Annotated in this window: 20 protein-coding genes; 14 read left to right on the top strand and 6 right to left on the bottom strand. The window is 71.5% G+C overall.

Features of this window, described 5'->3' with window-relative positions; genetic code table 11:
• Window positions 1–118 precede the first annotated feature (118 nt).
• Together ACIGYR_RS18525 and ACIGYR_RS18520 are read left to right on the top strand one after the other, a co-directional pair.
• A complete protein-coding gene (locus tag ACIGYR_RS18525; RefSeq protein ID WP_391847115.1) occupies window positions 119–1162 on the top strand; it encodes a 3-isopropylmalate dehydrogenase in 1044 nt (347 codons plus the stop codon).
• Between the two features lie 239 nt (window positions 1163–1401).
• Complete coding sequence (locus tag ACIGYR_RS18520; RefSeq protein ID WP_391847117.1) at window positions 1402–2490, top strand: branched-chain amino acid aminotransferase; 1089 nt, start codon at window positions 1402–1404, stop codon at window positions 2488–2490.
• A 257-nt stretch (window positions 2491–2747) separates the two neighbouring features.
• Here the strand turns inward: ACIGYR_RS18520 and ACIGYR_RS18515 are convergent, their stop codons facing one another.
• Window positions 2748–4178 (bottom strand): cytosine permease, encoded by a 1431-nt coding sequence (locus ACIGYR_RS18515; RefSeq protein ID WP_399598229.1) that lies wholly within the window; start codon window positions 4176–4178, stop codon window positions 2748–2750.
• A 144-nt stretch (window positions 4179–4322) separates the two neighbouring features.
• Here ACIGYR_RS18515 and ureA point away from each other — a divergent pair, with 144 nt between their 5' ends.
• From ureA to ACIGYR_RS18480, 7 genes are all read left to right on the top strand, one after another.
• Complete coding sequence (ureA, locus tag ACIGYR_RS18510) at window positions 4323–5015, top strand: urease subunit gamma (RefSeq protein WP_399598232.1); 693 nt, start codon at window positions 4323–4325, stop codon at window positions 5013–5015.
• Window positions 5015–6739, top strand: coding sequence for an urease subunit alpha (locus tag ACIGYR_RS18505; protein WP_399598235.1), 1725 nt, complete (start codon window positions 5015–5017; stop codon window positions 6737–6739). The genes ureA and ACIGYR_RS18505 overlap by 1 nt, the downstream gene beginning before the upstream one ends.
• A gap of 17 nt (window positions 6740–6756) precedes the next feature.
• Window positions 6757–7800 (top strand): agmatine/peptidylarginine deiminase, encoded by a 1044-nt coding sequence (locus ACIGYR_RS18500; protein ID WP_399598238.1) that lies wholly within the window; start codon window positions 6757–6759, stop codon window positions 7798–7800.
• A 185-nt stretch (window positions 7801–7985) separates the two neighbouring features.
• Window positions 7986–8612, top strand: a complete 627-nt coding sequence (locus tag ACIGYR_RS18495) for a TetR/AcrR family transcriptional regulator (RefSeq protein ID WP_399598241.1) — start codon at window positions 7986–7988, stop codon at window positions 8610–8612.
• A gap of 123 nt (window positions 8613–8735) precedes the next feature.
• Window positions 8736–10046 carry an MFS transporter gene (locus ACIGYR_RS18490; protein ID WP_399598243.1) on the top strand — a complete coding sequence of 437 codons (1311 nt, stop codon included), beginning with the start codon at window positions 8736–8738 and terminating at the stop codon, window positions 10044–10046.
• Window positions 10047–10331: 285 nt separating this feature from the next.
• A complete protein-coding gene (gene cimA / locus ACIGYR_RS18485) occupies window positions 10332–11942 on the top strand; it encodes a citramalate synthase (protein WP_399598245.1) in 1611 nt (536 codons plus the stop codon).
• 13 nt (window positions 11943–11955) lie between these two features.
• The gene (locus tag ACIGYR_RS18480) at window positions 11956–12381 is read left to right on the top strand and encodes a VOC family protein (protein ID WP_399598248.1); all 426 of its coding nucleotides are present in this window, start codon (window positions 11956–11958) and stop codon (window positions 12379–12381) included.
• Between the two features lie 3 nt (window positions 12382–12384).
• Here the strand turns inward: ACIGYR_RS18480 and ACIGYR_RS18475 are convergent, their stop codons facing one another.
• A complete protein-coding gene (locus ACIGYR_RS18475; protein ID WP_391847135.1) occupies window positions 12385–12987 on the bottom strand; it encodes a GPP34 family phosphoprotein in 603 nt (200 codons plus the stop codon).
• A gap of 242 nt (window positions 12988–13229) precedes the next feature.
• The gene (locus tag ACIGYR_RS18470) at window positions 13230–15095 is read right to left on the bottom strand and encodes a ricin-type beta-trefoil lectin domain protein (RefSeq protein WP_399598250.1); all 1866 of its coding nucleotides are present in this window, start codon (window positions 15093–15095) and stop codon (window positions 13230–13232) included.
• Between the two features lie 124 nt (window positions 15096–15219).
• On the opposite strand from ACIGYR_RS18470, the gene ACIGYR_RS18465 reads away from it, so the two are divergent.
• Together ACIGYR_RS18465 and ACIGYR_RS18460 are read left to right on the top strand one after the other, a co-directional pair.
• On the top strand, window positions 15220–18231 hold the full coding sequence (locus tag ACIGYR_RS18465) for a glycoside hydrolase family 3 N-terminal domain-containing protein (protein ID WP_399598253.1): 3012 nt from the start codon (window positions 15220–15222) through the stop codon (window positions 18229–18231).
• 55 nt (window positions 18232–18286) lie between these two features.
• Window positions 18287–19654 (top strand): hypothetical protein, encoded by a 1368-nt coding sequence (locus tag ACIGYR_RS18460; protein WP_399598256.1) that lies wholly within the window; start codon window positions 18287–18289, stop codon window positions 19652–19654.
• 19 nt (window positions 19655–19673) lie between these two features.
• Here ACIGYR_RS18460 and ACIGYR_RS18455 read toward each other — a convergent pair whose 3' ends face one another.
• Together ACIGYR_RS18455 and ACIGYR_RS18450 are read right to left on the bottom strand one after the other, a co-directional pair.
• Window positions 19674–19910: a DUF397 domain-containing protein gene (locus ACIGYR_RS18455; RefSeq protein WP_399598258.1), complete on the bottom strand. Its 237-nt coding sequence runs from the start codon at window positions 19908–19910 to the stop codon at window positions 19674–19676.
• Window positions 19907–20728 (bottom strand): Scr1 family TA system antitoxin-like transcriptional regulator, encoded by an 822-nt coding sequence (locus ACIGYR_RS18450; RefSeq protein WP_399598261.1) that lies wholly within the window; start codon window positions 20726–20728, stop codon window positions 19907–19909. Before ACIGYR_RS18450 ends, ACIGYR_RS18455 begins: the two co-directional genes overlap by 4 nt.
• A gap of 112 nt (window positions 20729–20840) precedes the next feature.
• Between ACIGYR_RS18450 and ACIGYR_RS18445 the strand changes: the two genes are divergently transcribed.
• Entirely contained in the window at window positions 20841–21275 is a 435-nt protein-coding gene (locus ACIGYR_RS18445) for an ATP-binding protein (RefSeq protein ID WP_399598263.1), read from the top strand.
• Window positions 21276–21326: 51 nt separating this feature from the next.
• Here ACIGYR_RS18445 and ACIGYR_RS18440 read toward each other — a convergent pair whose 3' ends face one another.
• A complete protein-coding gene (locus ACIGYR_RS18440) occupies window positions 21327–21932 on the bottom strand; it encodes a YceI family protein (protein ID WP_399598265.1) in 606 nt (201 codons plus the stop codon).
• 214 nt (window positions 21933–22146) lie between these two features.
• Here ACIGYR_RS18440 and ACIGYR_RS18435 point away from each other — a divergent pair, with 214 nt between their 5' ends.
• Together ACIGYR_RS18435 and ACIGYR_RS18430 are read left to right on the top strand one after the other, a co-directional pair.
• Entirely contained in the window at window positions 22147–22653 is a 507-nt protein-coding gene (locus tag ACIGYR_RS18435) for a hypothetical protein (protein WP_391847148.1), read from the top strand.
• Between the two features lie 29 nt (window positions 22654–22682).
• Window positions 22683–24986, top strand: a complete 2304-nt coding sequence (locus ACIGYR_RS18430) for a polysaccharide lyase 8 family protein (RefSeq protein ID WP_399598660.1) — start codon at window positions 22683–22685, stop codon at window positions 24984–24986.
• The last annotated feature ends 119 nt before the right edge of the window (window positions 24987–25105 follow it).

Genomic DNA, 25105 nt, shown 5'->3' with positions numbered 1-25105 from the left:
ACACCCGTGCCACCTACGGGTGAACGTGGGCCGACGGGTGGACGCCGGCAACCCGTCCGGGTGTCCGCATGACGGACAAGGTGTGTCATCCCATGGGACGAGGAGTAGGGTGCCGGGCATGTCTCGCAGCATCAATCTCGCAGTGATCCCCGGTGACGGCATCGGCCAGGAGGTCGTGGCCGAGGGTCTCAAGGTCCTCTCCGCCGTCCTGCCGCAGGATGTGAAGCTGGAGACCAAGGAGTACGACTTCGGCGCCCGCCGCTACCACGCCACCGGTGAGACCCTCACCGACGGCGACCTGGAGCAGCTCAAGCGGCACGACGTCATCCTGCTCGGCGCGATCGGCGACCCGTCGGTGCCCTCCGGCGTGCTGGAGCGCGGCTTCCTGCTCAAGCTCCGCTTCGCCTTCGACCACCACGTCAACCTGCGCCCGTCGAAGCTGCTCCCCGGTGTCGCCACCCCGCTCGCCGGCCAGCCGGAGATCGACTTCGTCGTCGTCCGCGAGGGCACCGAGGGCCCGTACACCGGCAACGGCGGCACCATCCGCAAGGGCACGGAGCACGAGGTCGCCACCGAGGTCTCCGTCAACACGGCCTTCGGTGTCGAGCGCGTCGTCCGTGACGCCTTCGCCCGCGCCCAGGCACGCCCGCGCAAGAAGCTCACGCTGGTCCACAAGAACAACGTGCTGACCTTCGCCGGGCACCTGTGGACGAACATCTTCAACCAGGTGGCCAAGGAGTTCCCCGAGGTCACCACCGACTACATCCACGTCGACGCGGCGACGATCTACCTCGTCACCGACCCCGGCCGCTTCGACGTCATCGTCACCGACAACCTCTTCGGTGACATCATCACCGACCTCGCCGCGGCCGTCTCCGGCGGCATCGGCGTGGCCGCCTCCGGGAACATCAACCCCGGCCGGGAGTTCCCCTCCATGTTCGAGCCGGTCCACGGCTCGGCGCCCGACATCGCCGGCCAGGGCAAGGCGGACCCCACCGCCACCGTCCTGTCCGTCGGCCTGCTGCTGCGTCACCTCGGCTACGACGCGGAGGCCGACCGCATCGACGCGGCGGTCGCCGCCGACCTGACCGAGCGTGTCGGCAAGCCCGCCCGCTCCACCTCCGAGGTCGGCGACGCGCTCGCCGTACGCGTAGCCGGCTGACCCGCCGCGCTACACCCAAGCCGCCGGGTCGCTGCCGCACCCGGCGGCTTTTCCTGTGCCTCGCCGGGTGCCACCATCGAACCCGGGCCGCATCACCCCGATTCCGTCCGCTGCCGCCCCCCGCGCGATAATCGAACGCGGGGCCGCGACATGAGGGAATGCTCGGACGTCCTAGCACCGACGACCGGCAGTACAGGCGTGACGCGGCCCGTCACTACAACCGGTGAAGGACACCACTGATGACGACGCCCACGATCGAGCTCAAGCCGTCCGCCAGCCCGCTCGCCGCCACCGAGCGCGAGGCGATCCTGGCCAACCCGGGATTCGGCCGCCACTTCACCGACCACATGGTGACCATCAAGTGGACCGAGGGCCGCGGCTGGCACGACGCCCAGCTCGTCCCGTACGGCCCGATCTCCCTGGACCCCTCCACCCACGTCCTGCACTACGGCCAGGAGATCTTCGAGGGCCTGAAGGCATACCGTCAGGCCGACGGCTCGATCGCGCTGTTCCGCCCCGAGGCCAACGCCCGCCGCTTCCGCACCTCCGCCCGCCGTATGGCCATGGCCGAGCTGCCCGAGGAGCTGTTCATCGCCGCCCTGGACGCGCTGCTCTCCCAGGACGCCGACTGGGTCCCGCCGCACGGTGGTGAGGAGTCGCTGTACCTGCGGCCGTTCATGTTCGCCACGGAGGCCGCGCTCGGCGTCCACCCGGCCAACGAGTACCTGTTCATGCTGATCGCCTCCCCGTCCGGCGCCTACTTCGCCGGTGGCGTGAAGCCGGTCACCATCTGGGTCTCCGAGGACCACGTCCGCGCCGTTCCGGGCGGCACCGGCGACGCCAAGACCGGCGGCAACTACGCCGCCTCCCTGCTCCCGCAGGCCGAGGCCGCCGCGCACGGCTGCGACCAGGTCGTCTACCTCGACGCGGTCACCCGCACCAAGGTCGAGGAGAGCGGCAGCATGAACGTCGCCTTCGTCTACGGCGACCGGATCGTCACCCCGTCGCTGACCGGCTCGATCCTGGAGGGCATCACCCGCGACTCCCTCCTCCAGGTCGCCCGCGACCTCGGCTACACCGCCGAGGAGGGCACGATCACCCTTGAGCAGTGGCGGGCGGACGCCGCCTCCGGCGCCCTCACCGAGGTCTTCGCGTGCGGCACCGCCGCCGTGGTCACCCCGATCGGTCACGTCAAGACCAAGACGGACCAGTGGTCGCACGGCGACGGCACGCCCGGCCCGGTCACCGGCCGGCTGCGCGAGGCCCTGCTCGGCATCCAGCGCGGCATGACCGAGGACAAGCACGGCTGGATGCACCGCATCGGCTGAGCAGCGCCCGCAGGGGCGCGGGGGACTGCGCGGTCGGCCGCGACGGTGCCGCAGCCGCTCCCCAGCGTGTTCCGGTGGTTCCCGCGAGGTCCCTAGTGCTGTGAACCGGAAAGGTTCACCGGCTCGCGGCGCCCGGCACGGCACCTCGCCGCGTTGTCGCATCACCCGAGTACATCCAGTACGCGGGTGATGCTCCGCCTTGCGATGCACCGCACCGGACGCCGCGAGCCTTCCGGCAAACCTTTCCGGCCACAGCGCTAGGCCAGGGCCGCCTCGGATTCTTCGGCGTCCGCGGCGGCCCTCGGCCGTTCCCGGCCCGAGGGCAGCAGCACGTACACCGCCCCGCCCACCGCACCCGACAGCAGGAAGCTGCAGTCCACCCCGCCCGTCAGGGTCAGCAGCGGGCCCTCGTACGACGGCAGGGACACCGCCAGCAGGCCGACCGCCGCGCCGGCCGCCCAGGCGGTGGCAGCCTGTACGTTCCAGCCCGCCCGGTACCAGTAGACCCCGCCCCGCGAACGGCGGTTGAAGACCTGTAGGGCGTCGGCGTCGTACACCCCGCGGCAGCGGACGAAGCCGATGAGGGTGATGACCGCCCAGGGGGTGCCGATGGCGGTCAGCAGGAGCACGAAGGACGTCATCGCCGACTGCGCGTTCCAGGCGTAGTGGCCGGCGAAGACGCAGGCGGTGGCCACGACGGCGACCGTGCAGGTGGCGCGGGCGCGGGAGGCGCGGGGCAGGATCGCGTCCAGGTCCAGGCCCATGGAGTACAGCATCAGACCCGCGTTGCCGGCCGAGCCGGCCGAGGCGGCCAGCAGCAGCGGCACCAGGTACCAGCCGGGGGAGGCGGAGACCAGCGGGCCCGCGTAGTCGGTGGCCGCGCGGGCCGCGTACGCCGTGAACGTGCCGAACAGCTGGGGCACCAGCAGCCCGAGGATCAGCCCCAGCCAGGTGGCGTGCAGGACCTTGCGGCTGGAGTGGCGGGCGGGGGAGATGTAGCGGGTGTAGTCGCCGAGCAGGGTGATGAAGGCGATCGGTCCGGACAGGCCCGCGGCCACCGCCGCCAGGAACCAGGTGGGCCAGAAGGAGCCCAGCAGATAGCCGCCCGCGTCCGGCAGCGCGGCGGTGGTGAAGTGCGGGGCGTAGGCGAGCACGCCCAGGAGCAGCAGGGCCGTCATGCCGATGGCCAGCACCCGGGACATGGCGAGCAGTACCCGATAGCCGTAGACCGCGCCGGCGACGGTCGCCGCGGCGAGCACCGCGTAGACGAGGGCGTACGACACCCCGTCCGCGGGCACCCCGAAGAGCCGGCCCAGGACGTCCAGCATGACGTCGCCGCCGATCCACACCGTCAGCGCGGTGTAGCCGAGGGCGAGCAGCAGTCCGACGACCGAGCCGACCAGCCGGCCGCGTACCCCGAACTGGGCGCCGGAGGAGGTGGACAGGTTGGTCGCGGTGCGCAGGGAGACCAGCGCGAGCGGAGCCGTGAACAGGGTGCCGATGGCCGTCCCCGCCACGATCGCGCTGACCGACGCCCACCACCCGAGCCCGAAGGACGGCGGCAGCCAGCCGAAGATGATCACCCCGAGGCAGAGGTTGGAGCCGAGCAGGATCGACACGAGGTCACGCGGACCGCTGGTCCGCTCCTCCTCCGGGATGGTGTCGACTCCGTGCTGTTCGATCGGCATGGCTGGTCTCCTTCGACGGCCGCCACTGGTTTAGAGCGACGTTCAATGTGACGTGAACCGTCAGCTCCGGTCAATGCTTCTGTTCGGTGAATTCTGTGTTTAGAGTGATGTTCTAACTTGCGGAAGACAAGGAGGTGCCGCGTCGTGAGACTGACCCCAACGGAACGTGACCGGCTGCTGCTCTTCGGAGCCGCCGAGCTGGCCCGGGCCCGCCGGGCGCGCGGCCTCCGGCTCAACGTGCCGGAGGCCACCGCGCTGATCGCGGACGCCGTCTGCGAGGCCGCCCGGGACGGCAGGCGGCTCGCCGAGGCCATCGAGGCGGCCCGGTCGGTGCTCGGCCCGCAGGACGTGCTGCCGGGCGTCGCCGACGTCGTCACCGAGGTGATGGTCGAGGCCGTCTTCGACGACGGCTCCCGGCTCGCGGTCGTCTCCGACCCCATCGGGGGCGGCCTGGGCGAGCGGGCGCCGGGCGCGCTGCTCCCCGGCCCCGAGCACGCCGACCCCGAACCGGTCGTCCGGCTCCGCGTCACCAACACCGCGACCGTGCCGGTCTCCGTCACCTCCCACTTCCACTTCTTCGAGGCCAACCCGCGCCTCGACTTCGACCGCCGCAGCGCCTACGGGATGCGGCTCGCCGTACCCGCGGGCTCCTCGGTCCGCTTCGGGCCCGGGGGGAGCGAGGAGGTCGGGCTCGTACCCGTGGGCGGCGAGCGCGTCGCGATCGGTTTCGCCGGCCTGGTCGACGGGCCGCTGGACGCGCCCGGAGCGCGGGAGGAGGCCCTGCGCAGGGCCGCCGCCTGCGGATATCTCGGCGTCACGACGGAAGGAGGCCGGTGATGAGCCGCTCGAAGGGGCGCGAGGTGAGCCGGTCGATCCATGTCGACCCGCACGCCTACGCGGCCACCCACGGACCCCGCGCCGGCGACCGCGTCCGCCTCGGCGACTCCGGTCTGACCATCCGCGTGGAGTCCGACGCCCAGAAGTACGGCGACGAGTTCCTGGCCGGCTTCGGCAAGACCGCGCGCGACGGACTGCACCTGAAGGCCGCCGCCGTCCGCGAGACCTGTGACGTCGTGATCAGCAACGTCGTCGTGATCGACGCGGTGCAGGGGATCAGGAAGGTGTCCATCGGCATCCGGGAAGGCCGCATCCGCGCCATCGGGCGGGCCGGCAACCCGGACACCCTGGACGGCGTCGACGTGGTCGTCGGCACCGGCACCTCGATCGTCTCCGGCGAGGGGCTGATCGCCACCGCGGGCGCCGTCGACACCCACGTCCATCTGCTGTCCCCGCGCATCATGGAGGCGTCCCTCGCCTCCGGGGTGACCACGATCATCGGACAGGAGTTCGGCCCGGTCTGGGGCGTCGGCGTCAACTCGCCCTGGGCGCTGCGCCACGCCTTCAACGCCTTCGACGCCTGGCCGGTCAACATCGGTTTCCTGGGCCGGGGTTCGTCGTCCCACGAGGCACCCCTGATCGAGGCGCTCGCCGAGGGCGGGGCCAGCGGCTTCAAGGTGCACGAGGACATGGGCGCGCACACCCGCGCCCTGGACACCGCGCTGCGGGTCGCCGAGGAGCACGACGTCCAGGTGGCCCTGCACAGCGACGGCCTGAACGAGTGCCTGTCGGTCGAGGACACCCTCCGGGTGCTGGAGGGCCGCACGATCCACGCCTTCCACATCGAGGGCTGCGGCGGCGGGCACGTCCCCAACGTGCTGAAGATGGCCGGAGTGCCGAACGTCATCGGCTCCTCCACCAATCCCACCCTGCCCTTCGGCCGGGACGCGGTCGCCGAGCACTACGGCATGATCGTCTCCGTCCACGACCTCAAGCCCGACCTGCCCGGCGACGCGGCCATGGCCCGCGACCGGATCCGGGCCGGCACGATGGGCGCCGAGGACGTGCTGCACGACCTGGGCGCGATCGGCATCACCTCCTCCGACGCCCAGGGCATGGGCCGGGCCGGCGAGACGGTCCGCCGTACCTTCGCCATGGCCGGGAAGATGAAGGGCGAGCTGGGTCCGATGGAGGGCGACGGCGAGGGCGACGACAACGCCCGCGTCCTGCGCTACATGGCCAAGCTGACCATCAACCCGGCCCTCGCGCACGGCCTCGCGCACGAGGTCGGGTCGATCGAGGTCGGCAAGCTCGCCGACATCGTGCTGTGGCGCCCCGAGTACTTCGGCGCCAAGCCGCAGCTCGTCCTCAAGTCCGGCTTCCCCGCGTACGGCGTGGTCGGCGACCCCAACGCGGCCACCGACACCTGCGAACCCCTGGTCCTGGGACCGCAGTTCGGCTCGTACGGCGCCACGGCCGCGGACCTCTCGGTCGCGTTCGTCGCCCAGGCCGCCGTCGACCAGGGCAACGACATCATGCCCACCCGCCGGCGCCGGGTCGCCGTGCGCGGCACCCGCGGGATCGGGCCCGCCGACCTGCGGCTGAACGCCCGCATCGGAGCGGTCGACGTCGACCAGCGCACCGGTCTGGTCACCCTCGACGGCGACCCGCTCAGCTCCGAGCCCGCCGAATCCGTCTCCCTCAACCGCCTCTACTTCCTCTGAGATCCCGGGAAAATCACATGACCACGCCCGCAGCCGACGGCTTCCGCATGCCCGCCGAGTGGACCCCGCACGAGCGCACCTGGATGGCCTGGCCCAGCCCCAACCCCACCTTCGACGACCCGGACGACCTCCGCCTCTCCCGCGTCGCCTGGGCCTCGGTGGCCCGCGCCGTCCTCCGCTTCGAGCCGGTCACGGTCGTCTGCGGCCCCGGCCAGTCCGCGCAGGCGCAGGCATTGCTCGGACCCGGCATCGAGACGGTCGAGCGCGAGCTGGACGACGCCTGGATGCGGGACATCGGCCCCACGTTCCTCACCAATGACCGGGGCGAACTGGCCGCCGTCGACTGGACGTTCAACGGCTGGGGCGCCCAGGACTGGGCGCGCTGGGAGCACGACTCGAAGATCGGCGCGTACGTCAGTGACCTCGCGGGCGCCAAGACGTACGCCTCGAAGCTGGTCAACGAGGGCGGCGCGATCCACGTCGACGGCGAGGGCACCGTCCTGCTCACCGAGACCGTGCAGCTCGGCCCCGAGCGCAACCCGCACTGGTCCAAGGCGGAGGTCGAGGCCGAGATCCACGCCCACCTCGGCACCAGCAAGGCGATCTGGCTGCCCCGCGGCCTGACCGGCGACTACCCGCCCTACGGCTTCGGCACCCTCGGCCACGTCGACATCGTCGCCGCCTTCGCCCGCCCCGGCGTCGTGGTCGCGCACCACCAGCCGGACCCGGCCCACCCCGACCACGAGGTCACCAAGGAGGTCATCGGCCTGCTGAAGTCGGCGACCGACGCCCGGGGCCGCAAGCTGGAGGTCGTCGAGGTGCCCGCCCCGACCGTCCTGGAGGCCGACGGCCACTGGGCCGACTACTCCTACATCAACCACTACCTCTGCAACGGCGGCGTCGTGCTGTGCGGCTTCGACGACCCGCGCGACGAGATCGCCGCCGGGATCTTCCGCCGTCTCTTCCCCGAGCGGACGGTGACCCTCGTGGACGCCCGCACGATCTTCGCGGGCGGCGGCGGTATCCACTGCATCACGCAGCAGCAGCCGAAGGTCCGGTGAGGAAAGCCGGTCGGGTAGAACATACGCGTGGATGTACTGCTCAGCGCCGCGTGCGGCCGCCGACCGACCGAGCCCGTCCGGCCTCCCGACGCACTGTCCGGGTCCCCCGGCCGGGACGGCGGGCCGGGACCGGGCGGGCGGTGGCCCACCCGGTTCGTTCCCGGTGGCACAGGGGAGGTCCCGGCATGAGCGCGGCTCCTTCCCCCCGCCGCCGTACCCCCGCCCCGCCCCGCGAGGACGTCCTCGCCGCGGCCATGAACATGATCGCCGAGCGGGGTCTGGAGAAGCTCACCATGGCGGCGCTGGGCCGCGAGGTCGGCATGAGCAGCGGGCACCTGCTGTACTACTTCCGCTCCAAGGACGAGCTGCTGCTGCGGACCCTGGAGTGGAGCGAGGGCCGGCTCGGCGGGGAGCGGGGCCGCCTGCTCACCGGCCCCGGAACCGCCCGCGAACGGCTGTCCGCCTATGTCGACCTGTACGTACCCGACGGCCACCGCGACCCGCACTGGACGCTCTGGCTGGAGGTCTGGAACCGCTCGCAGAACGCCGACGACGACGCGAGGGCCCGGCAGGCGGCCATCGAAGGGGCCTGGCACCGCGACCTGGTCGCCCTGATCGCCGAGGGCGTCTCGCGCGGGGAGTTCCGGGCGGTGGACGCGGACCGTTTCGCCACGAGGCTGCGTGCACTGCTCGACGGGTTCTCCATCCATGTCGCCATCGGGCTGCGCGGTACCGACCGGGAGCAAGTGCTGGCGCATGTGCGGGAGTTCATCGCGGACGCGCTTTTGGCGTCCGACGCCCAGTCGCCGTAGGAGCACCTGGCGCCTGGCGACCGCGGGTCCGCCGTGGCTGATCGCGCGGTTCCCCGCGCCCCTTCGTGGCGCCGTCGCCGGGCAAAGGAATCGTTCACTCCGCCGCCGGGCAGGTAACGGCTCATGGGACGACAACACTGGAAGAAGATCTGGGTCGGCTCGGCCGGCAACATGGTGGAGTGGTTCGACTGGTTCGTGTACGCGAGCTTCGCCACCTATTTCGCCGGCGCGTTCTTCCCGAGCGGCAACCCCACCGCCCAGCTGATGAACACCGCGGGCATCTTCGCCGTCGGATTCTTCATGCGGCCCGTGGGCGGCTGGCTGCTGGGCAGGGTCGGCGACCGCAAGGGGCGCAAGGCCGCGCTCACGCTGACCGTCTCGCTGATGTCGGCGTCGGCGATCCTGATCGCCGTGGCCCCGACCTACGCGGTGGCCGGCTACGGCGGCGTGCTCGTCCTGCTCGTCGCACGCCTGCTCCAGGGCCTGTCGGTGGGCGGCGAGTACGCCGCCAGCGCCACCTATCTGACCGAGGCGTCGGACCCGGCCCGGCGCGGCTTCGCCTCCAGCTTCCAGTACGTCTCCATGACGGCCGGCCAGATCGTCGGTCTAGGCCTGCAGATCATCCTCCAGCGCACCATGTCCGACGACGCCCTGCACAGCTACGGCTGGCGCATCCCGTTCGTCGTGGGAGCCCTCGGCGCGGCGGTCATCTTCTACCTGCGCCGCAGCATGCTGGAGACCGAGGTGTACGCGGAGGACACCTCGCACGCCGAGGAGCGCGGCACGCTGCGCGCCCTGTGGCAGCACAAGCGGGAGGCGTTCCTGGTCATCGCCCTCACCATGGGCGGCACGGTGGCCTACTACACGTACACCACCTACCTGACCAAGTACCTCTCCAACTCCGCGGGCCTGTCGAAGGAGACGGCCACCCTGGTCTCCTTCACCGCACTGATCGTCTTCGCCGCGCTCCAGCCGCTCGCGGGCGCCCTGTCCGACCGGATCGGCCGCCGCCCGCTGCTCATCACCTTCGCGGTCGGCTCCACCTTCCTCACCGTCCCGATCATGACCCTGCTCAGGCACGTCGACGGCTACTGGCCCGCCCTCGGCCTCGCCCTGCTCGCGCTGGTCGTGGTCACCGGCTACACCTCCATCAACGCCTGCGTGAAGGCCGAGCTGTTCCCGACCGGCGTGCGCGCGCTCGGTGTGGCCCTGCCGTACGCCATCGCCAACGCCCTCTTCGGCGGCACCGCCGAGTACGTCGCCCTGTGGTTCAAGAACGGCGGCATCGAATCCGGCTTCTACTGGTACGTGGCCGGCTGTGCCGCCGTGTCCCTGCTGGTGTACGTCACCATGCGCGAGACGAAGGACCTGGATCTGGCCCGGGTGAAGGCCGCCGAGGAATCCGGGGAGTCCAGTCTGACGACCGCATCCTGAGACGGGCGGTGAGCCGGGGGCGGTGCTGTGCCAGACTGCCTCCGTGCTCTCGTTCGCCATGATTATGGGCAGCAGGCGCGCCGGTCCGCAGTGACCACCTCGTACGACCAGGTGCGGGTGGCCACCGTCGTTCTCGACCCGCGCGCAGACCTCTCGCACCCGCGAGGGGTTTTTTCGTTTTCCGGCCCACCTTCAGCCGGGAACGGAGCGCGAGGGAGTATTGGGGGGACGGTGGAGCCGGTCATTCCGGTAAGACCGAAGATTCACAACAGGAGCCTTGAGACCATGACCGAGACGGAAACCAGCGAGCTCGACGACTCGTTCCACGTCTTCGACACCACGCTGCGCGACGGCGCGCAGCGCGAGGGCATCAACCTCACCGTCGCGGACAAGCTCGCCATCGCCCGGCACCTGGACGACTTCGGCGTCGGCTTCATCGAGGGCGGATGGCCCGGCGCGAACCCCCGCGACACCGAGTTCTTCGCCCGCGCGCAGGCGGAGATCGAGTTCCGGCACGCCCAGCTGGTCGCCTTCGGCGCCACCCGCCGCCCCGGTGCCAAAGCCGCCGAGGACCCCCAGGTCAACGCGCTGCTGGAGTCCGGCGCCCCGGTGATCACCCTGGTCGCCAAGTCGCACGACCGGCACGTGGAGCTGGCGCTGCGCACGACCCTGGACGAGAACCTGGAGATGGTCCGCGACACCGTGTCGTACCTGAAGGACCAGGGTCGCCGGGTCTTCGTGGACTGCGAGCACTTCTTCGACGGCTACCGCGCCAACCCCGAGTACGCCAAGGCGGTCGTCCGTACGGCCGCCGAGGCCGGCGCCGACGTCGTCGTCCTCTGCGACACCAACGGCGGCATGCTCCCCGCCCAGGTGCACGCGGTCGTCGCCACCGTCCTCGCCGACACCGGCGCCCGGCTCGGCATCCACGCCCAGGACGACACCGGCTGCGCGGTCGCCAACACCCTCGCCGCCGTGGACGCGGGCGCGACCCACGTGCAGTGCACGGCCAACGGCTACGGCGAGCGCGTCGGCAACGCCAACCTGTTCCCGGTGGTCGCGGCCCTGGAACTGAAGTACGGCAAGAAGGTGCTGCCCGAGGGCAAGCTCCGCGAGACGACCCGCATCTCCCACGCCATCGCCGAGGTCGTCAACCTGACGCCGTCCACGCACCAGCCGTACGTGGGCGTCTCGGCCTTCGCGCACAAGGCCGGACTGCACGCCTCCGCCATCAAGGTCGACCCCGACCTGTACCAGCACATCGACCCCGAGCAGGTCGGCAACACCATGCGCATGCTGGTCTCCGACATGGCCGGCCGCGCCTCGGTCGAGCTGAAGGGCAAGGAGCTGGGCGTCGACCTGGGCGGCGACCGCGAGCTGGTCGGCCGGGTGGTCGAGCGCGTGAAGGAGCGCGAACTCAAGGGGTACACCTACGAGGCCGCCGACGCCTCCTTCGAACTCCTCCTGCGTGCCGAGGTCGAGGGCAGGCCGCTGAAGTACTTCGAGGTCGAGTCCTGGCGGGCCATCGTGGAGGACCGCCCCGACGGCACCCACGCCAACGAGGCCACGGTCAAGCTGTGGGCCAAGAGCGAGCGGATCGTCGCCACCGCGGAGGGCAACGGCCCGGTCAACGCGCTGGACCGCGCCCTGCGCGTGGCGCTGGAGAAGATCTACCCGCAGCTCGCCAAGCTGGACCTGGTGGACTACAAGGTCCGCATCCTGGAAGGCAAGCACGGCACCTCCTCCGTCACCCGCGTCCTGATCTCCACCTCCGACGGCTCCGGCGAGTGGTCCACGGTCGGCGTCGCGGAGAACGTCATCGCCGCCTCCTGGCAGGCCCTGGAGGACGCGTACACGTACGGCCTCCTCCGGGCGGGCGTGCAGCCGGCTCAGTAGCCACAGTGGAGGCATGACCTCACACGCGAGTGACGTGCTGTCCGGGGCCCGCGTGGCGACCCGGCTGCCCGCGCGGGACCTGGACCGGGCCCGGCGCTTCTACGCCGAGAAGCTCGGCCTGCGCCCGGTCGACGAACGGCCGGGCGGGCTGCTGTACCGGTGCGCGGGCGGGGACTTCGTCGTCTTCCGGTCGACGGGGGCCTCGCCCGGCACGTTCACCCAGATGGCCTTCGAGGTGGACGACATCGAGGCGGCCGTCACGGAGCTGCGCCGCCGGGGCGTGGTCTTCGAGGAGGTCGACGTGCCCGGTATGCGCACCCGGGACGGGATCGCCGAGATCGACGGCAACTACCCGAGCAAGGGCGCGCGGGGGGAGCGGGGGGCCTGGTTCCGGGACAGCGAGGGGAACCTGCTCGGGATCGGCGAGCTGATCCTGTGAGGCTCAGGGCGCCCGCCAGATGTTGTCGAAGGCGATGTTCTCGATGCGGCGCCGCTCGCGTACCGCCTCCAGCTCCGTCACCGCGTCGCCGACCGTCACCAGCACGGTGACGACCGCCTCGTCGCCCGGCTCGGGCGCGGCGGGCCGGTCGTCCGGGATGCCCAGCGTGGAGGCGAGGCCCGCCAGGACGGGCTCGTGGGACCACCAGCGGTCGGCGGCGTGCCGACGGGCGGGGGTGTCGGCCGTGGGGTCGTCCCGGTCGCGCAGCGCGAGCCGGCGCCGGCGCTTCCCGGTGAGCTGCCCCTCGGCCTCCAGGACGTCCCGGTAGGCCGTGGCCAGCCCCTGCCCGCGCCGCCACAGCCAGTCCTCGACCGTCTCGTACGGCTCCGTCCGGACCAGCGCGGCTCCCGCCTCGTCGAGCAACCGGTCACCCGTCGTCAGCACCGGCCCCGGCACGATCCGCCCGTCCACCAGGGTGAGTGCCCCCGCGCCGAGGAGGTCGATCACCTCGGCCCCGGCCAGCGCCAGTGACAGATCCCCCTGCTCCACGGGCTCCTGTCGGGGGATGTCCAGGCTGACGAGGAACAGGTCCTGCGGTGTCGTCATGAAGGCTCCAGGGTCGCCGGGGGTCAGGGAACGGCCGGTCTCCCTCATCGTCCCCCAGCCGCCGGGCGGACGCCGCTCAGCACGCGTCGTGGCGAGCCGCTCGAAAACGCCCGGGGCCGTCACCCGGCCGTCCGCCGGCCCGCGCCCCGTGAGCGGCGGGGTGACGGCGGCACAGCCGCTGAGCGGCCGCGTCCCGCCGACGGTCCCCGCCGTCCCGGCCCCCGTGGGTCACATGTTCCGCTCTACCGCAGGGTCCACTTCTGGTTGGCGGCCCCGGTGCACGACCAGATCTGCGCCCGGGCCCCGTTCGCCGACGAGTTGTCCGTGACGTCGAGGCACTTGTCCGCCGCCGTGTTCACGACCTCACCCGTGGCGGCGTCGTACGACCACCGTTGGGCACCGGTCCCGTTGCATGCGTACAGCTGTGTCTTGGCCCCGTTCGCCGTGGATGCGGAGGCCACGTCCAGGCACTTGCCGAGCGCCCGGACGGAACCGTCGGCCTGGACGGTCCACTGCTGGGCGGCGGAACCGTTGCAGTCGTAGAGCTGCACCGCCGTTCCGTCGGTGCTCGAACCGCCCGCGACGTCGAGGCACTTGCCGGCCAGCCCCACGAGGGCACCGGCGCCGCCGCCACCGCCGGACTGCGTGCCGGACCAGGTGAAGGTGGCCGAGGTCTTCCCGGGCAGCGCATAAGTGGCGTGCTGGGAGCCCCAGTCGATGGTGACGGTCTTCGCCGAGGACGAGTCGTTGTACGCGATCAGCGCCTTGCTGCCGTCCGGGTTGCGCCAGGCCACGTTCGGCACCGAGGCGGACGCCGTGGAGGCTATGCGCTGGGCGCCGGGCCGGACGAACTTCGTCAGATGGCCCATGGTGTAGTACTCGACCGTGTAGTCCACCGTCCCGCTCGCCCCGTCCCCGTTGTGCACGGTGATCAGGCCGGTGCAGGTGCCGCAGCCGCCGTTGTGCGGGCCCATGTTCTGGTCCACGGCCAGCGACCACTTGGTCACCGACTTCGCCCAGTTGCGGGTGTAGTCGATGATGTTGGACATGTCCTCGCGCTGCTGGTTGGCGATCCAGGTGCCGCCGGAGTGCTCGGTGCCGAAGGCGTCCAGCCCGGGGTACTGGTTGTGCACGGTCGTCTGCTTGGCGATGTCGCCGCCGTAGCCGTGCCAGGCGATGCCGCCGAAGTTCGGGTGGTTGCGGACGGCCGCGTCGTCCACGGTCTGGGCGGCGTAGGAGTCGTAGACGTCCCAGTTCCAGTCGTGCGCCAGTACCTTCGTGGCGAGGCCCGCCGAGGCGAGCTTGGGCAGCAGCTCGCTCTTCGTGAAGTAGGCGAGCCCGCCGGCGTTCCAGCTCATCGACGGGTAGCCGGAGCAGCAGGTCGGCTCGTTCTGCGCGGTCACGTACGAGACGTTGACGCCCTGGTCCTTGTACGCCTGGAGGTACTTCACGAGGTAGGAGGCGTAGGTGCCGTAGTCCTCCGACTTCAGCCAGCCGCCGTTGAGCGAGCCGCTGTCCTTCATCCAGGCCGGCGCCGTCCACGGCGAGGCCATCACGGTCAGGGACGGGTTCAGCTGGAGCGCCTGCTTCGTCAGCGGGACCACGTCCGCCAGGTCGTGCGCGAGGGAGAACTTCGACAGTGACGCATCGGTCTGGCCGGCGGGTATGTCGTCGTACGTGTAGCCGTACCGCGCCAGGTCGGAGGCGCCCATCGGGTTGCGCAGGAACGACAGGCCGATGCCGTCCGTCGGCGAGAACAGCTTGCGCATGGTGGCGTCCCGGGTCGCCGGGGACAGCGCTCCACTGCTGTTCATCAGCCAGGCCGCGGTGTCCGTGAAGGAGGCGCCGCCGCCGGTGAAGGTCTGGTAGCGGGTGTTCTCGTCCACGGTGATGTTCTCTCCGCCGCCGCCCGTCCCGGACTGGAAGGCGAACGGTGTCTGCGCCTGGAGGCCGCGTACGACGTGCCGGCCGGCGGAGTCGTCGGTGGTGGTGAGATAGGCGGTGACCTGCTCACCGGCCGCGTGCGCGGGGGGTACGGCCACGCTGAGACCGGCGGCGGAGAGCAGCCCGGCGAGCAGTAGCCGGACTGTGCGGGGGGTTCTCCTCATGGTGCGTCGCCCTTCCTCTCGGGTCGACAGGGCTGACGGGTCGTCTTGACGTGCTGGTGCGCCCTTAGTTAACTCACGGCGTGAGCTAAGCCCTGAGTGAACCACGAGAGTCGAGGGAAGGTCCATGCGAAGAACCGCCCTGCTCGCCTCCGCCGCGCTGTTCGCCGGTCTGCTGCCGTGGGCGACCGCACGAGCCGCCGACGAGCCGGCCCCTGTCCCCGTCGACCGCTTCGAGGGCGAGGTGCCCTTCGCCGCCCAGCCCGCCGAGGGCATCTTCACCTGGGGCGGCGACGGCGACGACCCGCCCGCCCTCCGTCTGGCCGGCCGCGCCGACGCCCCCGAGGGCGGCAAGGTGCTCGTCGGCAGCTACGACATCAGCGGCTACGGCGGCTTCACCCACGACTTCGCCGCCACCGCGCCCGCCCACGACTGGTCCGCCCACCGGGGCATCCGCTTCTGGTGGGACGGCCGGGACAACGGCAAGAAGATCCCCTTCGAGATCAAGGACGGCGGTGCCAACGGCGAGGCGTCGGAACTCTGGACCACGTCCTTCACCGACGACTTCACCGGCTGGAAGCAGATCGAGCTTCCCTTCACCGACTTCACCTACCGCACCGACTACCAGCCCGTCGGCGGCATCGACCACGTCCTCGGCCTCAAGGAGATGTGGGGGTACGCCCTCACCCTCCCGGCCGGCGTCAAGGGCGACTTCGCCATGGACGACGTCGAGCTGTACGGGACGGCGGACCAGGCGCTGACCGCCTCCGTCACCACCGACGCCCCCGTCCACCCGGTCAAGGAGGGCGCGACCGCCGAGGTCGAGGTCGCCGTGGCCACCACCGGCGGACAGCCCCTCGCCGCCCCGGTCACCGTCACCTACGCGACGGCGGCCGGCACCGCGACGTCCGGCACGGACTACACCCCCGTCTCGGGCACGCTCACCTTCCCGGCCGGCACCGCGTCCGGCGCCACCCGGACCATCGAGGTGCCCACCCGCCGGGACCGGGCGGCCGAACCCGCCGAGACCGTCCCGCTGAAGCTCACGGCCGACGGCGCCAAGGCCCCCGCCGAGACCCCGCAGGTCGTCATCGACGCGCACGGACTGCCGTACCTGGACAAGAGGTTGCCCGTCCGCAAGCGGGTCGCCGACCTGGTCGGCCGCATGTCCCTGGCGGAGAAGGCCGGCCAGATGACCCAGGCCGAGCGCGGCGCGATGACGGCCCCCGGGGACATCGCCGCCTACGACCTCGGCTCCCTGCTCTCCGGTGGCGGCTCGACACCCACGCCCAACACCCCCGAGGCGTGGGCGAAGATGATCGACGCCTTCCAGCTGCGCACCCGGGCGACCCGCTTCCAGATCCCGCTGATCTACGGCGTCGACGCCGTCCACGGGCACAACAACCTCTCCGGCGCCACGGTCATGCCGCACAACATCGGCCTCGGCGCGACCCGCGACCCCCGCCTGGCCGAGAAGACCGGCGCGGTGACCGCCGCCGAGGTCCGCGCGACCGGCGTCCCCTGGGACTTCGCCCCCTGCCTGTGCGTGAGCCGCGACGAACGCTGGGGCCGCGCCTACGAGTCCTTCGGCGAGGACCCGGCCCTGGTCGACTCCATGGAGACCGTGATCCAGGGCCTCCAGGGCCGCGCGAACGGCAAGGACCTGGACCGGGACGACAAGGTGCTCGCGACCGCCAAGCACTACGTCGGCGACGGCGGCACCGAGTACGGCTCCTCGACCACGGGGACGTACACCCTCGACCAGGGTGTCACCAAGGTCACCCGTGAGCAGCTGGAGGACATCCACCTGGCGCCGTTCAGGGAGGCCGTCGACCGGGGCATCGGCACGGTCATGCCGTCGTACTCCTCCCTGGACATCGCCGGCGACGGCAAGGGCGCGGTGAAGATGCACGCCCGCGGTGACATGATCAACGGCGTCCTCAAGGACCGCCTGGGCTTCGACGGCTTCGTCATCAGCGACTGGAACGCCATCGACCAGCTCCCCGGCGACTACGCCGCCCACGTCCGCACCTCCGTCAACGCGGGCCTGGACATGATGATGGTGCCGTACGGCTACAAGGACTTCACCGCCACGCTCGTCGACGAGGTGACGGCGGGCCGGATCAGCGAGGACCGGGTGGACGACGCCGTCACCCGCATCCTCACCGAGAAGTTCGAGCTGGGACTCTTCGAGCACCCCTACGCCGACACCAGCGGCGCCGCCGCCATCGGCTCCCGGGAGCACCGGGAGGTCGCCCGCCGGGCCGCCGCCGAGTCGCAGGTGCTGCTGAAGAACGCGGGCGGGCTGCTGCCGCTGAAGCAGAGCCAGAAGGTGTACGTCGCCGGATCCAACGCCGACGACATCGGCAACCAGACCGGCGGCTGGACGCTCACCTGGCAGGGCGCCTCGGGCGACACCGTCCCCGGTACGACCATCCTCCAGGGCCTGCGCAAGGCGGGCGGGAACGTCACCTACTCCAAGGACGCCTCGGCCCCGACCGGCGGCTACGACGTCGGTGTGGTCGTCGTCGGCGAGACCCCCTACGCCGAGGGCGTCGGAGACGTCGGCAACGGTCACTCCCTGTCCCTGTCCGCGGCCGACCAGGCAGCCGTGGACAAGGTCTGCGGCGCGATGAAGTGCGCGGTGCTGATCGTCTCCGGCCGCCCGCAGCTCATCGGGGACCGGCTCGGCGAGATCGACGCCCTGGTCGCCTCCTGGCTGCCCGGCACCGAGGGCGACGGCGTCGCCGACGTCCTCTACGGCAAGCGCCCCTTCACCGGACAGCTCCCCGTCACCTGGCCGAAGTCGCAGTCCCAGCTGCCGATCAACGTCGGCGACCCGGCGTACGACCCGCAGTTCCCCTACGGCTGGGGCCTGACCACCCTCACCCGGGTCCCGAAGGGCGGTACGGCCGCCCTGCGCGACCTCGGGGCCCGGGCGGCGGCGGCCGAACGGCACGGGGACGACCGGACCGGGCGCGCGCTGGTGACCAGGGCCCGGCTGCTCGTCCAGCAGCGCGCGGGCGGCCACCTGACACAGGCGGTGGCGAAGCCCTTCGCCGACGCCGACCATCTGCTGCTGACCGGCCGCTACGGAAAGGCGGTGCAGAAGCTGGCGGAGGCATACCGGGCGGCCTGACCCCCGGGAAGGGAATGACTGACCGGTTTGGTGGGGCTTCGGGTAGTTTCGAAGCATGAAGGCCGTCGTGCGGACCCGAAGCCTCCCCGCCCTGCTGCTGGCCGTCCTCGCCCTGGTCCTGGCGACCGCGTTCGCGCCCGGGACGAGGACGGACACCAGCGTCTCCACGATCGCCCGGGCCCTGCGCGCGAGCCCGGTCTACGTCGACCCCTCGGCCCGCGACCAGCTCTCCGCGGCGGACGCGGACACCCTCGCCGACCGGATCAAGGACGCGAACAAACCCCTGTTCATCGCGGTCCTCCCGGCCGGCTACCGCACCACGGACCTCTTCGCCGACCTGCGCGCGGCCACCGGGGTCACCGGCCTCTACGGCATCCGTCTCGGCGACCGCTTCGACGCCCGCGCCGACTCCTCCGTCATGTCGGCCACGGCCCGGCAGAACCTGGTCTCCAGCGTCCAGGGCGAGGACGCCAAGGCCCAGCTCGGCGACTTCACCGACCGCGCCCTGGCCAACATGGGCGGTCACGCCCCGAAGAGCTGGGGCGGCTCGGCCGGGGACGGCGGCGGTGCCTCGGCCACGGGACTGATCACCGCGGGCGTGGTGCTGGTGGCCGCCGGTGCGGGCGGGTACGCGCTGGTCCGCCGGGGCCGGCGGCGCCGCGAGCAGGAGCAGCGGGCCGCGCTGGACCGGCTGCGGGTGGTCGTGGACGAGGACATCACCGCGTTCGGCGAGGAACTGGACCGTCTGGACTTCCAGCCCTCGGAACCGGGCGCCGACGACGCCATGCGCGCCGACTACGAGCGCGCCCTCGACGCCTACGAGACCGCGAAACAACGCATGGCCGCCGCGGCGAAACCGGAGGACGTCCGCACGGTCACCGAGGCCCTGGAGGACGGCCGCTTCTCCCTCGCCCAGCTGTGCGCCCGGCGCGAGCACCGCCCCCTCCCCGAGCGCCGGCCGCCCTGCTTCTTCGACCCCCGCCACGGCCCCTCGGTCACCGACGCCACCTGGACCCCGCCCGGCGGCGCCGCACGCCAGGTCCCGGTCTGCGCGGCCGACGCGACCCGTCTGGCCGACGGCCGCGACCCCGTGATCCGCGAGGTCGACACCGACTACGGCCGCCGCCCCTACTGGGACGCGGGCCCCGCCTACGGCCCCTGGGCAGGCGGCTACTTCGGCGGCGGCCTGCTCCCGGGCCTGCTGTTCGGCACGGTACTGGGCAGCGTGATGGCCACCCCGTCCTACGCCGCCGACTACGGCACGGGGTACGGCGACTTCGGCGACTACGGCGCGGGTGGCTACCAGGGCGGCGACGTCTCGGGCACGGACTTCGACGCCGGGGACTTCGGGGGCGGGTTCGGCGACGGGGGCGGGTTCGACGGCGGCGGAGGCGGGGGCGGGGACTTCGGCGGGGGGTTCTGACCCCCGGTTGCCCGAGCGGTCAGCGGGCGATGCCGTCGAGGAACCCGCTCCAGCTGGCGGGGGAGACGGTGAGGACGGGGCCGGTCGTGGCCGCCTTGGAGTCCCGTACGTGGACGGCGGCGGGGTGCGCGGCGACCTCTACGCAGTTGCCGCCTTCGTTGCTGCTGTAGCTGGACTTGCGCCAGTCGTAGGTGACTTCGAGGCAGTCACCGCCCTCGTTGCTGCTGTAGCTGGACTTGAACCACGCGGTCGTCATGACTCTCCTAGCAGTCCGTGCAAGAGGCGCACACTCTCGGCGGGCGTGAGTGCCTGAGACCGCAGCATTCCATACTTGTGGTGGTAGTCAGAGACCTCGTCGGGGTCGTCCACCAGGAAACTAGCCGTCTGTACTTCGAGGTAGACAAGGCGTTCGTGCTCGGGTGTCTCCAGCAGGGTCATGGGACCCGCGAGTCCGGCGTGCGGCATCCGGTCCATCGGCATGATCTGGAAGCTCATGTGAACGGGCTCGGTGTATTCCAGGATCTGCCGGATCTGGTCCCGCATCACCCGTGACCCGCCAACTCGCCGCCGCAGGATGCTCTCCTCCAGCACGAAGTGCCCCACGGGTGGCCGATCGCGCTGCCAGATCAGTTGCCTGTCCATGCGGGCGTCCACCCACTGCTCGGCGGTCTCGCTCCCGAGCGCCGGATAGCGGGAGTCGAACGCCGCGAGACAGTAGTCCCGGGTCTGGAGCAGTCCAGGCACCATTAGTGTCTCGTAAGCCAGGATCCCCACCGCCTCCTGCTCGTGGTCGACCAGCCCCTGCGCGAACTGCACGATCCGTTCCCGCACCGGTAAGCGGGTCACGAAAACGGCCAACGCCCCGCCCGTACCCAGTAGTTCGTCGAACTGCTCGGCGCGGTCCGGCTGGAGGGCCAGTCGGCCCTGTTCGATGGAGCGCACCGTGTCGACGTGGATGTGGGCCAGTTCGGAGAACTGCTCCTGGGTCAGCCGTGCCTGCTTGCGGTAGTGGGCGACCAGCGATCCCACCGCCTGCCACGTACCGACCTTCCGGCTCCTGGGTGTTGGGTTCATGGGCGTTGCCTACCCCCGTGCATGGACGAACCGGTCGTACCGAGGTCGTAGTGAAAGGAACTACGACCTCACTCGTTGGCCCAGCGTAGTGACGCACAGTGACACTCGTTGCATGAACGCGGAACTTCGACCCTTTGCGGTGCGTGCGACCTTCTGTCACCGGGAGCGCAGGTCGGTGCAGCTGGCCCGCATGTTCGCGGGCGTGACCCTGGACGACTGGTCGCTGGCCGAGCGGCGCGACGACGTGCTCCTGTGTGTGAGCGAACTGGCGACCAACGCGCTGCTGCACGGGGTGCCGCCCGGCAGGGGGTACCTGGTCCGTCTGGTGCTGTACCGGGGCGGCGTGCTCCGGGTGGAGGTGCACGACAGCGGCCCGGGTGAGGTCCGCACCCCGGAAACGTCTCCCGAGTCGGAAAGCGGCCGGGGTCTGCTCCTCGTCGCGGCCCTCGCCGACAAGTGGGGCGTGGGGGAGCGGAACCCCGGCAAGATCGTGTGGTGCGAGTTCGCCGTGCGGGGTGGCGGGGCGGCCGTACCGGCGTTCACCTGAAGCCGGCGGACACGGGCCCCGCCTCTCGGATGTCCGCCCCCCGCCGACGCCTCACGCGTTCTTGATGGCGGAGATGTCGAAGACCAGCTTGATCTTGTCGGAGATCAGGACGCCGCCGGTCTCCAGCGCCGCGTTCCAGGTCAGGCCCCACTCGGAGCGCAGAAGCTCGGTCTTGCCCTCGAAGCCGACCCGCTCGTTGCCGAAGGGGTCCGTGGCGGCGCCGTTGAGCTCCAGGTCGATGGAGATCTGCTTGGTGACGCCGAGCAGGGACAGGTCGCCGGTGATGCGGTAGTCGTCGCCGCCCAGGGCCTCGGCCTTGGTGGAGCGGAACGTCATCGCGGGGAACTCTTCGATCTTGAAGAAGTCGGCCGACTTCAGGTGGCCGTCACGGTCGGCGTTGCCGGTGTCGATGCTCGCCATCTGGACGTCGAGCGTGGCGGTGGAGCGGGCGGGGTCGGCGCCGTCCAGGTGGAGCGTGCCGGTGAAGTCGTGGAAGCCGCCCTTGACGTTGGTGACCATGGCGTGCCGGGCGACGAAGCCGATGGTGCTGTGGGCCGGATCGATCGTGTAGTCACCGGTCAGCGCGGTCAGGTCGGGGCCGGCGGTGGCCTGCGCGGCGGGGGCGAGGGCGGTGTCCTTGCGGCTGAAGATACCCATGGCGTGCTCCTAGTTGAACGTTAAACGAAGTGGTCTCCCCGACAGTAGACCCATTCGGTTCGGTTTTCAACATCATCCGGAGCGTATTTTCCTCGCTGCGCACAGTCACCGCGCACGCCCCCTGGCGCACCCACGGAGCGCTCGGGCACCATCTGCCTGCACCACCTGCACAGCCGACCCCACCGGAAGCACGGCCCACCGCAGGAAGGTCCCCATGAAGCCGCTGAAGCTCCGCGCGCTCCTCACCGCGCTCGCCCTCGTCGTCGCCCCCGGCGTCGCCGTCCTCGGCACCGCGACCGACGCCTTCGCCGTCACCAAGATCAGCCACGCCACCGCCACCCAGATGTTCCGCGACGCCGGCATCACCTGGTCGTCCTCGGGCAACTGCTCCGACCGGAACAACTCGACCTGCACGTCCTTCGAGCAGCTCAACCTCGCCACCGCGCAGGGCGCCCAGACCCTCAAGCGGGCCGGCGGCTGCGCCCTCAACATCACCGGCGGCACCGAGACCGGACACGCCTCCGGCACCTACTCCCACTGGAACGGCTACAAGCTCGACTACGGGAAGAACACCTGTGTGACGTCGTACATCAAGAACAACTTCACCTACATCGGCCTGCGCGGCGACGGCGCCCCGCAGTACAAGTCCGGCTCCGGCAACATCTACGCCGACGAGGGCAGCCACTGGGACGTCCTCTACTACAACTGCGGCGGCTGCTGAGCCGGCGGGAGACGGCGGTGACCGGGCCCATGGGCATGACCCGACGCGCACTCCTGCTGGCCGCCGCCCTCGCCGCCACCCCCGCACGCGCGCGGGCTGCCGGCGACGACCCCTACGACACGCTGCGCCGCCGCTGGCTCGGCATCGCGCTCGGCACCGGCTACGACCCGGGGGCCGAGCCGTACGCCTCCCGGCTCGCCCGACTCGGGCAACAGGCGCAGGAGTTCCGGGCCGGCATGGCCCCCGCCCCGGACTCGCTCTGGCCCGGGCACCCCTTCGATCCGCCGTCCGGCATCACCTTCAGTTACGGCCGCCTGTGGACCATGGCCCAGGCGTACGCGCAGGGCGGCACCGGCGCCACCGGCGACCCCGGTCTCCTCGCCGACGTGCTCCGCGGCCTCGACCATCTGTCCGCCACGGTCTACAACCCCTCCACCACCCGGTACGGCAACTGGTGGGAGTGGCAGATCGGCAGCCCCCGCCTGCTCATGGACATCACGGCCGCCCTGTACGCACAGCTCGGCCCGGAGCGGGTCGCGGCGGCCTGCGCGGCCGTCGACCACTTCATCCCGGACGCGATGCTCACCGGCTACTCCGGCACCTCCACCGGCGCCAACCGCGTCGACCTGTGCCGCTCGGTCGTCCTGCGCGGCATCCTCGGCCGGGACCCCGGCCGGATCTCCCTGGCCCGGGACGCCCTCTCACCGGTCTTCCCCCACGTCACCCGGGGCGACGGCCTCTACGCCGACGGTTCCTTCGTCCAGCACACCTGGGTCGCCTACTCGGGCACGTACGGCCAGGTCCTGCTCGACGGCCTCGGGCGCCTGTTCGCGCTGCTCGCCGGGTCGGCGTGGGAGGTGACCGATCCCGCCCGGCAGAACATCCTGGACGGCGTCGAGCACGCCTACGCGCCCCTCGTCCACGACGGACTGGTGATGGACTGCGTCAACGGCCGTGCCATCAGCCGGGGTTACCTGCGCGGCGACGACCTGCACGTCCTGCGCAGCGACCACTACCACGGCCAGGCCCTGATCGCCGCCATCGCCCTGCTCGCGGCCGGTGCGAGCGAGGCGGAGCGGCAGCGCTGGCACGGCAGCGTCAAGGGCTGGATCGAACGGGACACCGCCGCACCCCTCTTGACGTCCCGTCAGTTCGACGTGGCCGATCTCGCGCGGCTGCACGCCATCGCCGCCTCGCCCGGACCCGCGGCCCCGGAACCCCTCGGCCACCGCCTCTTCCCGGCCATGGACCGCGCCGTCCACCGGACGCCCCGCTTCACCGCCGCTCTCGCCATGGCCAGCGACCGCATCGCCCACTACGAGTGCGGCAACGGCGAGAACCCGCGCGGCTGGCACACCGGCTCCGGCCTGCTCTCCTGGTGGCCGCGGGGCCGGAGCGACCAGTACACCGACTGGTACTGGCCCACCGTCGACTGGTACCGGCTGCCCGGCACCACGGTGTCGACCAAGCGGCTCGCCGACCGGGCCGGCGGAGAGTGGGGCGCCCCCAAGCCGGACGTGCGCTGGGTCGGCGGGACCACCGACGGCACCCGCGCCGCCGTCGGCCAGCACCTCAAGGGCCTCGGCTCCACCCTGGAGGCCCGCAAGTCCTGGTTCTTCCTCGCCGACGCCGTGGTCTGCCTCGGCGCCGGGATCTCCTGTGCCGACGGCGTCCCGGTCGAGACGGTCGTGGACAACCGCAACCTGGGAGAGAACGGCACCCAGCCCTTCGTACGCGGCCCGGACTGGGCGCACCTGGCGGAACACGGCGGATGGATCCTGCCGTGCGGCGGCGAACTGCGCGCCCTTCGCGAGGACCGCACCGGCGCCTGGTCCGACATCAACACCACCAGCGACACCGAGCGGCGCACCCGGCGCTGGCAGACCCTCTGGCTCGACCACGGCACCGACCCGGTGGACGCCCGCTACGCCTACGTCCTGCTCCCCGGCGCCACTCGTGCGCAGACCGCCGCCCGGGCCGGCGACCGGCACTGGCTGACCGTCCTCGCCAACGACCCGGCGTGCCAGGCCGTGGCCGTTCCCCGGCAGGGGCTGACGGCCGGCAACTTCTGGCGAGCCGGTACGGTGGGGGATCTGAGTGTCTCGGCCGGCGCGAGCGTGCTCGTCGTCCGCCGGGGCCGTACGGCCACCCTCCGGGTGAGCGAGCCGGCCCGCACCGGAGCCCCGCTGGAACTCGTCTGGGATCACCCGGTGCGCGCGGTCGTGCGGGCCGACGACAGTGTCGAGGTCCTCTCGGCGGACCGCCGTCTGAGGCTCCGTGTCACTCCGGGGATGGCATGTTCCACCCACGAATGTGAGGTGGCTCTCAGGTGATGGCTTTGTGGCCTACCTACAAGCCGCGGCCCTTCTGAGCAGTCGGAACGGCTGCATCCCGCGATGGTTCTGTTCACTGGTACCAGGAAAACGGGCCGGAGACTGTACAGAGTCGACGG

This window comes from Streptomyces sp. NPDC053076, from assembly GCF_044546845.1.
Lineage (GTDB): Bacteria > Actinomycetota > Actinomycetes > Streptomycetales > Streptomycetaceae > Streptomyces.
This window is presented reverse-complemented; position numbering and strand designations above follow the sequence as displayed.

Bases quoted from the DNA above. Each gene is read 5' to 3' on its own strand.
- ACIGYR_RS18490 (WP_399598243.1), top strand. From the start codon at position 8,736: ATGGGACGACAACACTGGAAGAAGATCTGGGTCGGCTCGGCCGGCAAC.
- ACIGYR_RS18435 (WP_391847148.1), top strand. From the start codon at position 22,147: ATGAAGCCGCTGAAGCTCCGCGCGCTCCTCACCGCGCTCGCCCTCGTC.
- ACIGYR_RS18465 (WP_399598253.1), top strand. From the start codon at position 15,220: ATGCGAAGAACCGCCCTGCTCGCCTCCGCCGCGCTGTTCGCCGGTCTG.
- ACIGYR_RS18495 (WP_399598241.1), top strand. From the start codon at position 7,986: ATGAGCGCGGCTCCTTCCCCCCGCCGCCGTACCCCCGCCCCGCCCCGC.
- ACIGYR_RS18440 (WP_399598265.1), bottom strand. From the start codon at position 21,932: ATGGGTATCTTCAGCCGCAAGGACACCGCCCTCGCCCCCGCCGCGCAG.
- ACIGYR_RS18445 (WP_399598263.1), top strand. From the start codon at position 20,841: ATGAACGCGGAACTTCGACCCTTTGCGGTGCGTGCGACCTTCTGTCAC.
- ACIGYR_RS18430 (WP_399598660.1), top strand. From the start codon at position 22,683: ATGGGCATGACCCGACGCGCACTCCTGCTGGCCGCCGCCCTCGCCGCC.
- ACIGYR_RS18475 (WP_391847135.1), bottom strand. From the start codon at position 12,987: ATGACGACACCGCAGGACCTGTTCCTCGTCAGCCTGGACATCCCCCGA.
- ACIGYR_RS18520 (WP_391847117.1), top strand. From the start codon at position 1,402: ATGACGACGCCCACGATCGAGCTCAAGCCGTCCGCCAGCCCGCTCGCC.
- ACIGYR_RS18515 (WP_399598229.1), bottom strand. From the start codon at position 4,178: ATGCCGATCGAACAGCACGGAGTCGACACCATCCCGGAGGAGGAGCGG.
- cimA (WP_399598245.1), top strand. From the start codon at position 10,332: ATGACCGAGACGGAAACCAGCGAGCTCGACGACTCGTTCCACGTCTTC.
- ACIGYR_RS18470 (WP_399598250.1), bottom strand. From the start codon at position 15,095: ATGAGGAGAACCCCCCGCACAGTCCGGCTACTGCTCGCCGGGCTGCTC.
- ACIGYR_RS18460 (WP_399598256.1), top strand. From the start codon at position 18,287: ATGAAGGCCGTCGTGCGGACCCGAAGCCTCCCCGCCCTGCTGCTGGCC.
- ACIGYR_RS18525 (WP_391847115.1), top strand. From the start codon at position 119: ATGTCTCGCAGCATCAATCTCGCAGTGATCCCCGGTGACGGCATCGGC.
- ACIGYR_RS18500 (WP_399598238.1), top strand. From the start codon at position 6,757: ATGACCACGCCCGCAGCCGACGGCTTCCGCATGCCCGCCGAGTGGACC.
- ACIGYR_RS18450 (WP_399598261.1), bottom strand. From the start codon at position 20,728: ATGAACCCAACACCCAGGAGCCGGAAGGTCGGTACGTGGCAGGCGGTG.
- ACIGYR_RS18480 (WP_399598248.1), top strand. From the start codon at position 11,956: ATGACCTCACACGCGAGTGACGTGCTGTCCGGGGCCCGCGTGGCGACC.
- ACIGYR_RS18455 (WP_399598258.1), bottom strand. From the start codon at position 19,910: ATGACGACCGCGTGGTTCAAGTCCAGCTACAGCAGCAACGAGGGCGGT.
- ACIGYR_RS18505 (WP_399598235.1), top strand. From the start codon at position 5,015: ATGAGCCGCTCGAAGGGGCGCGAGGTGAGCCGGTCGATCCATGTCGAC.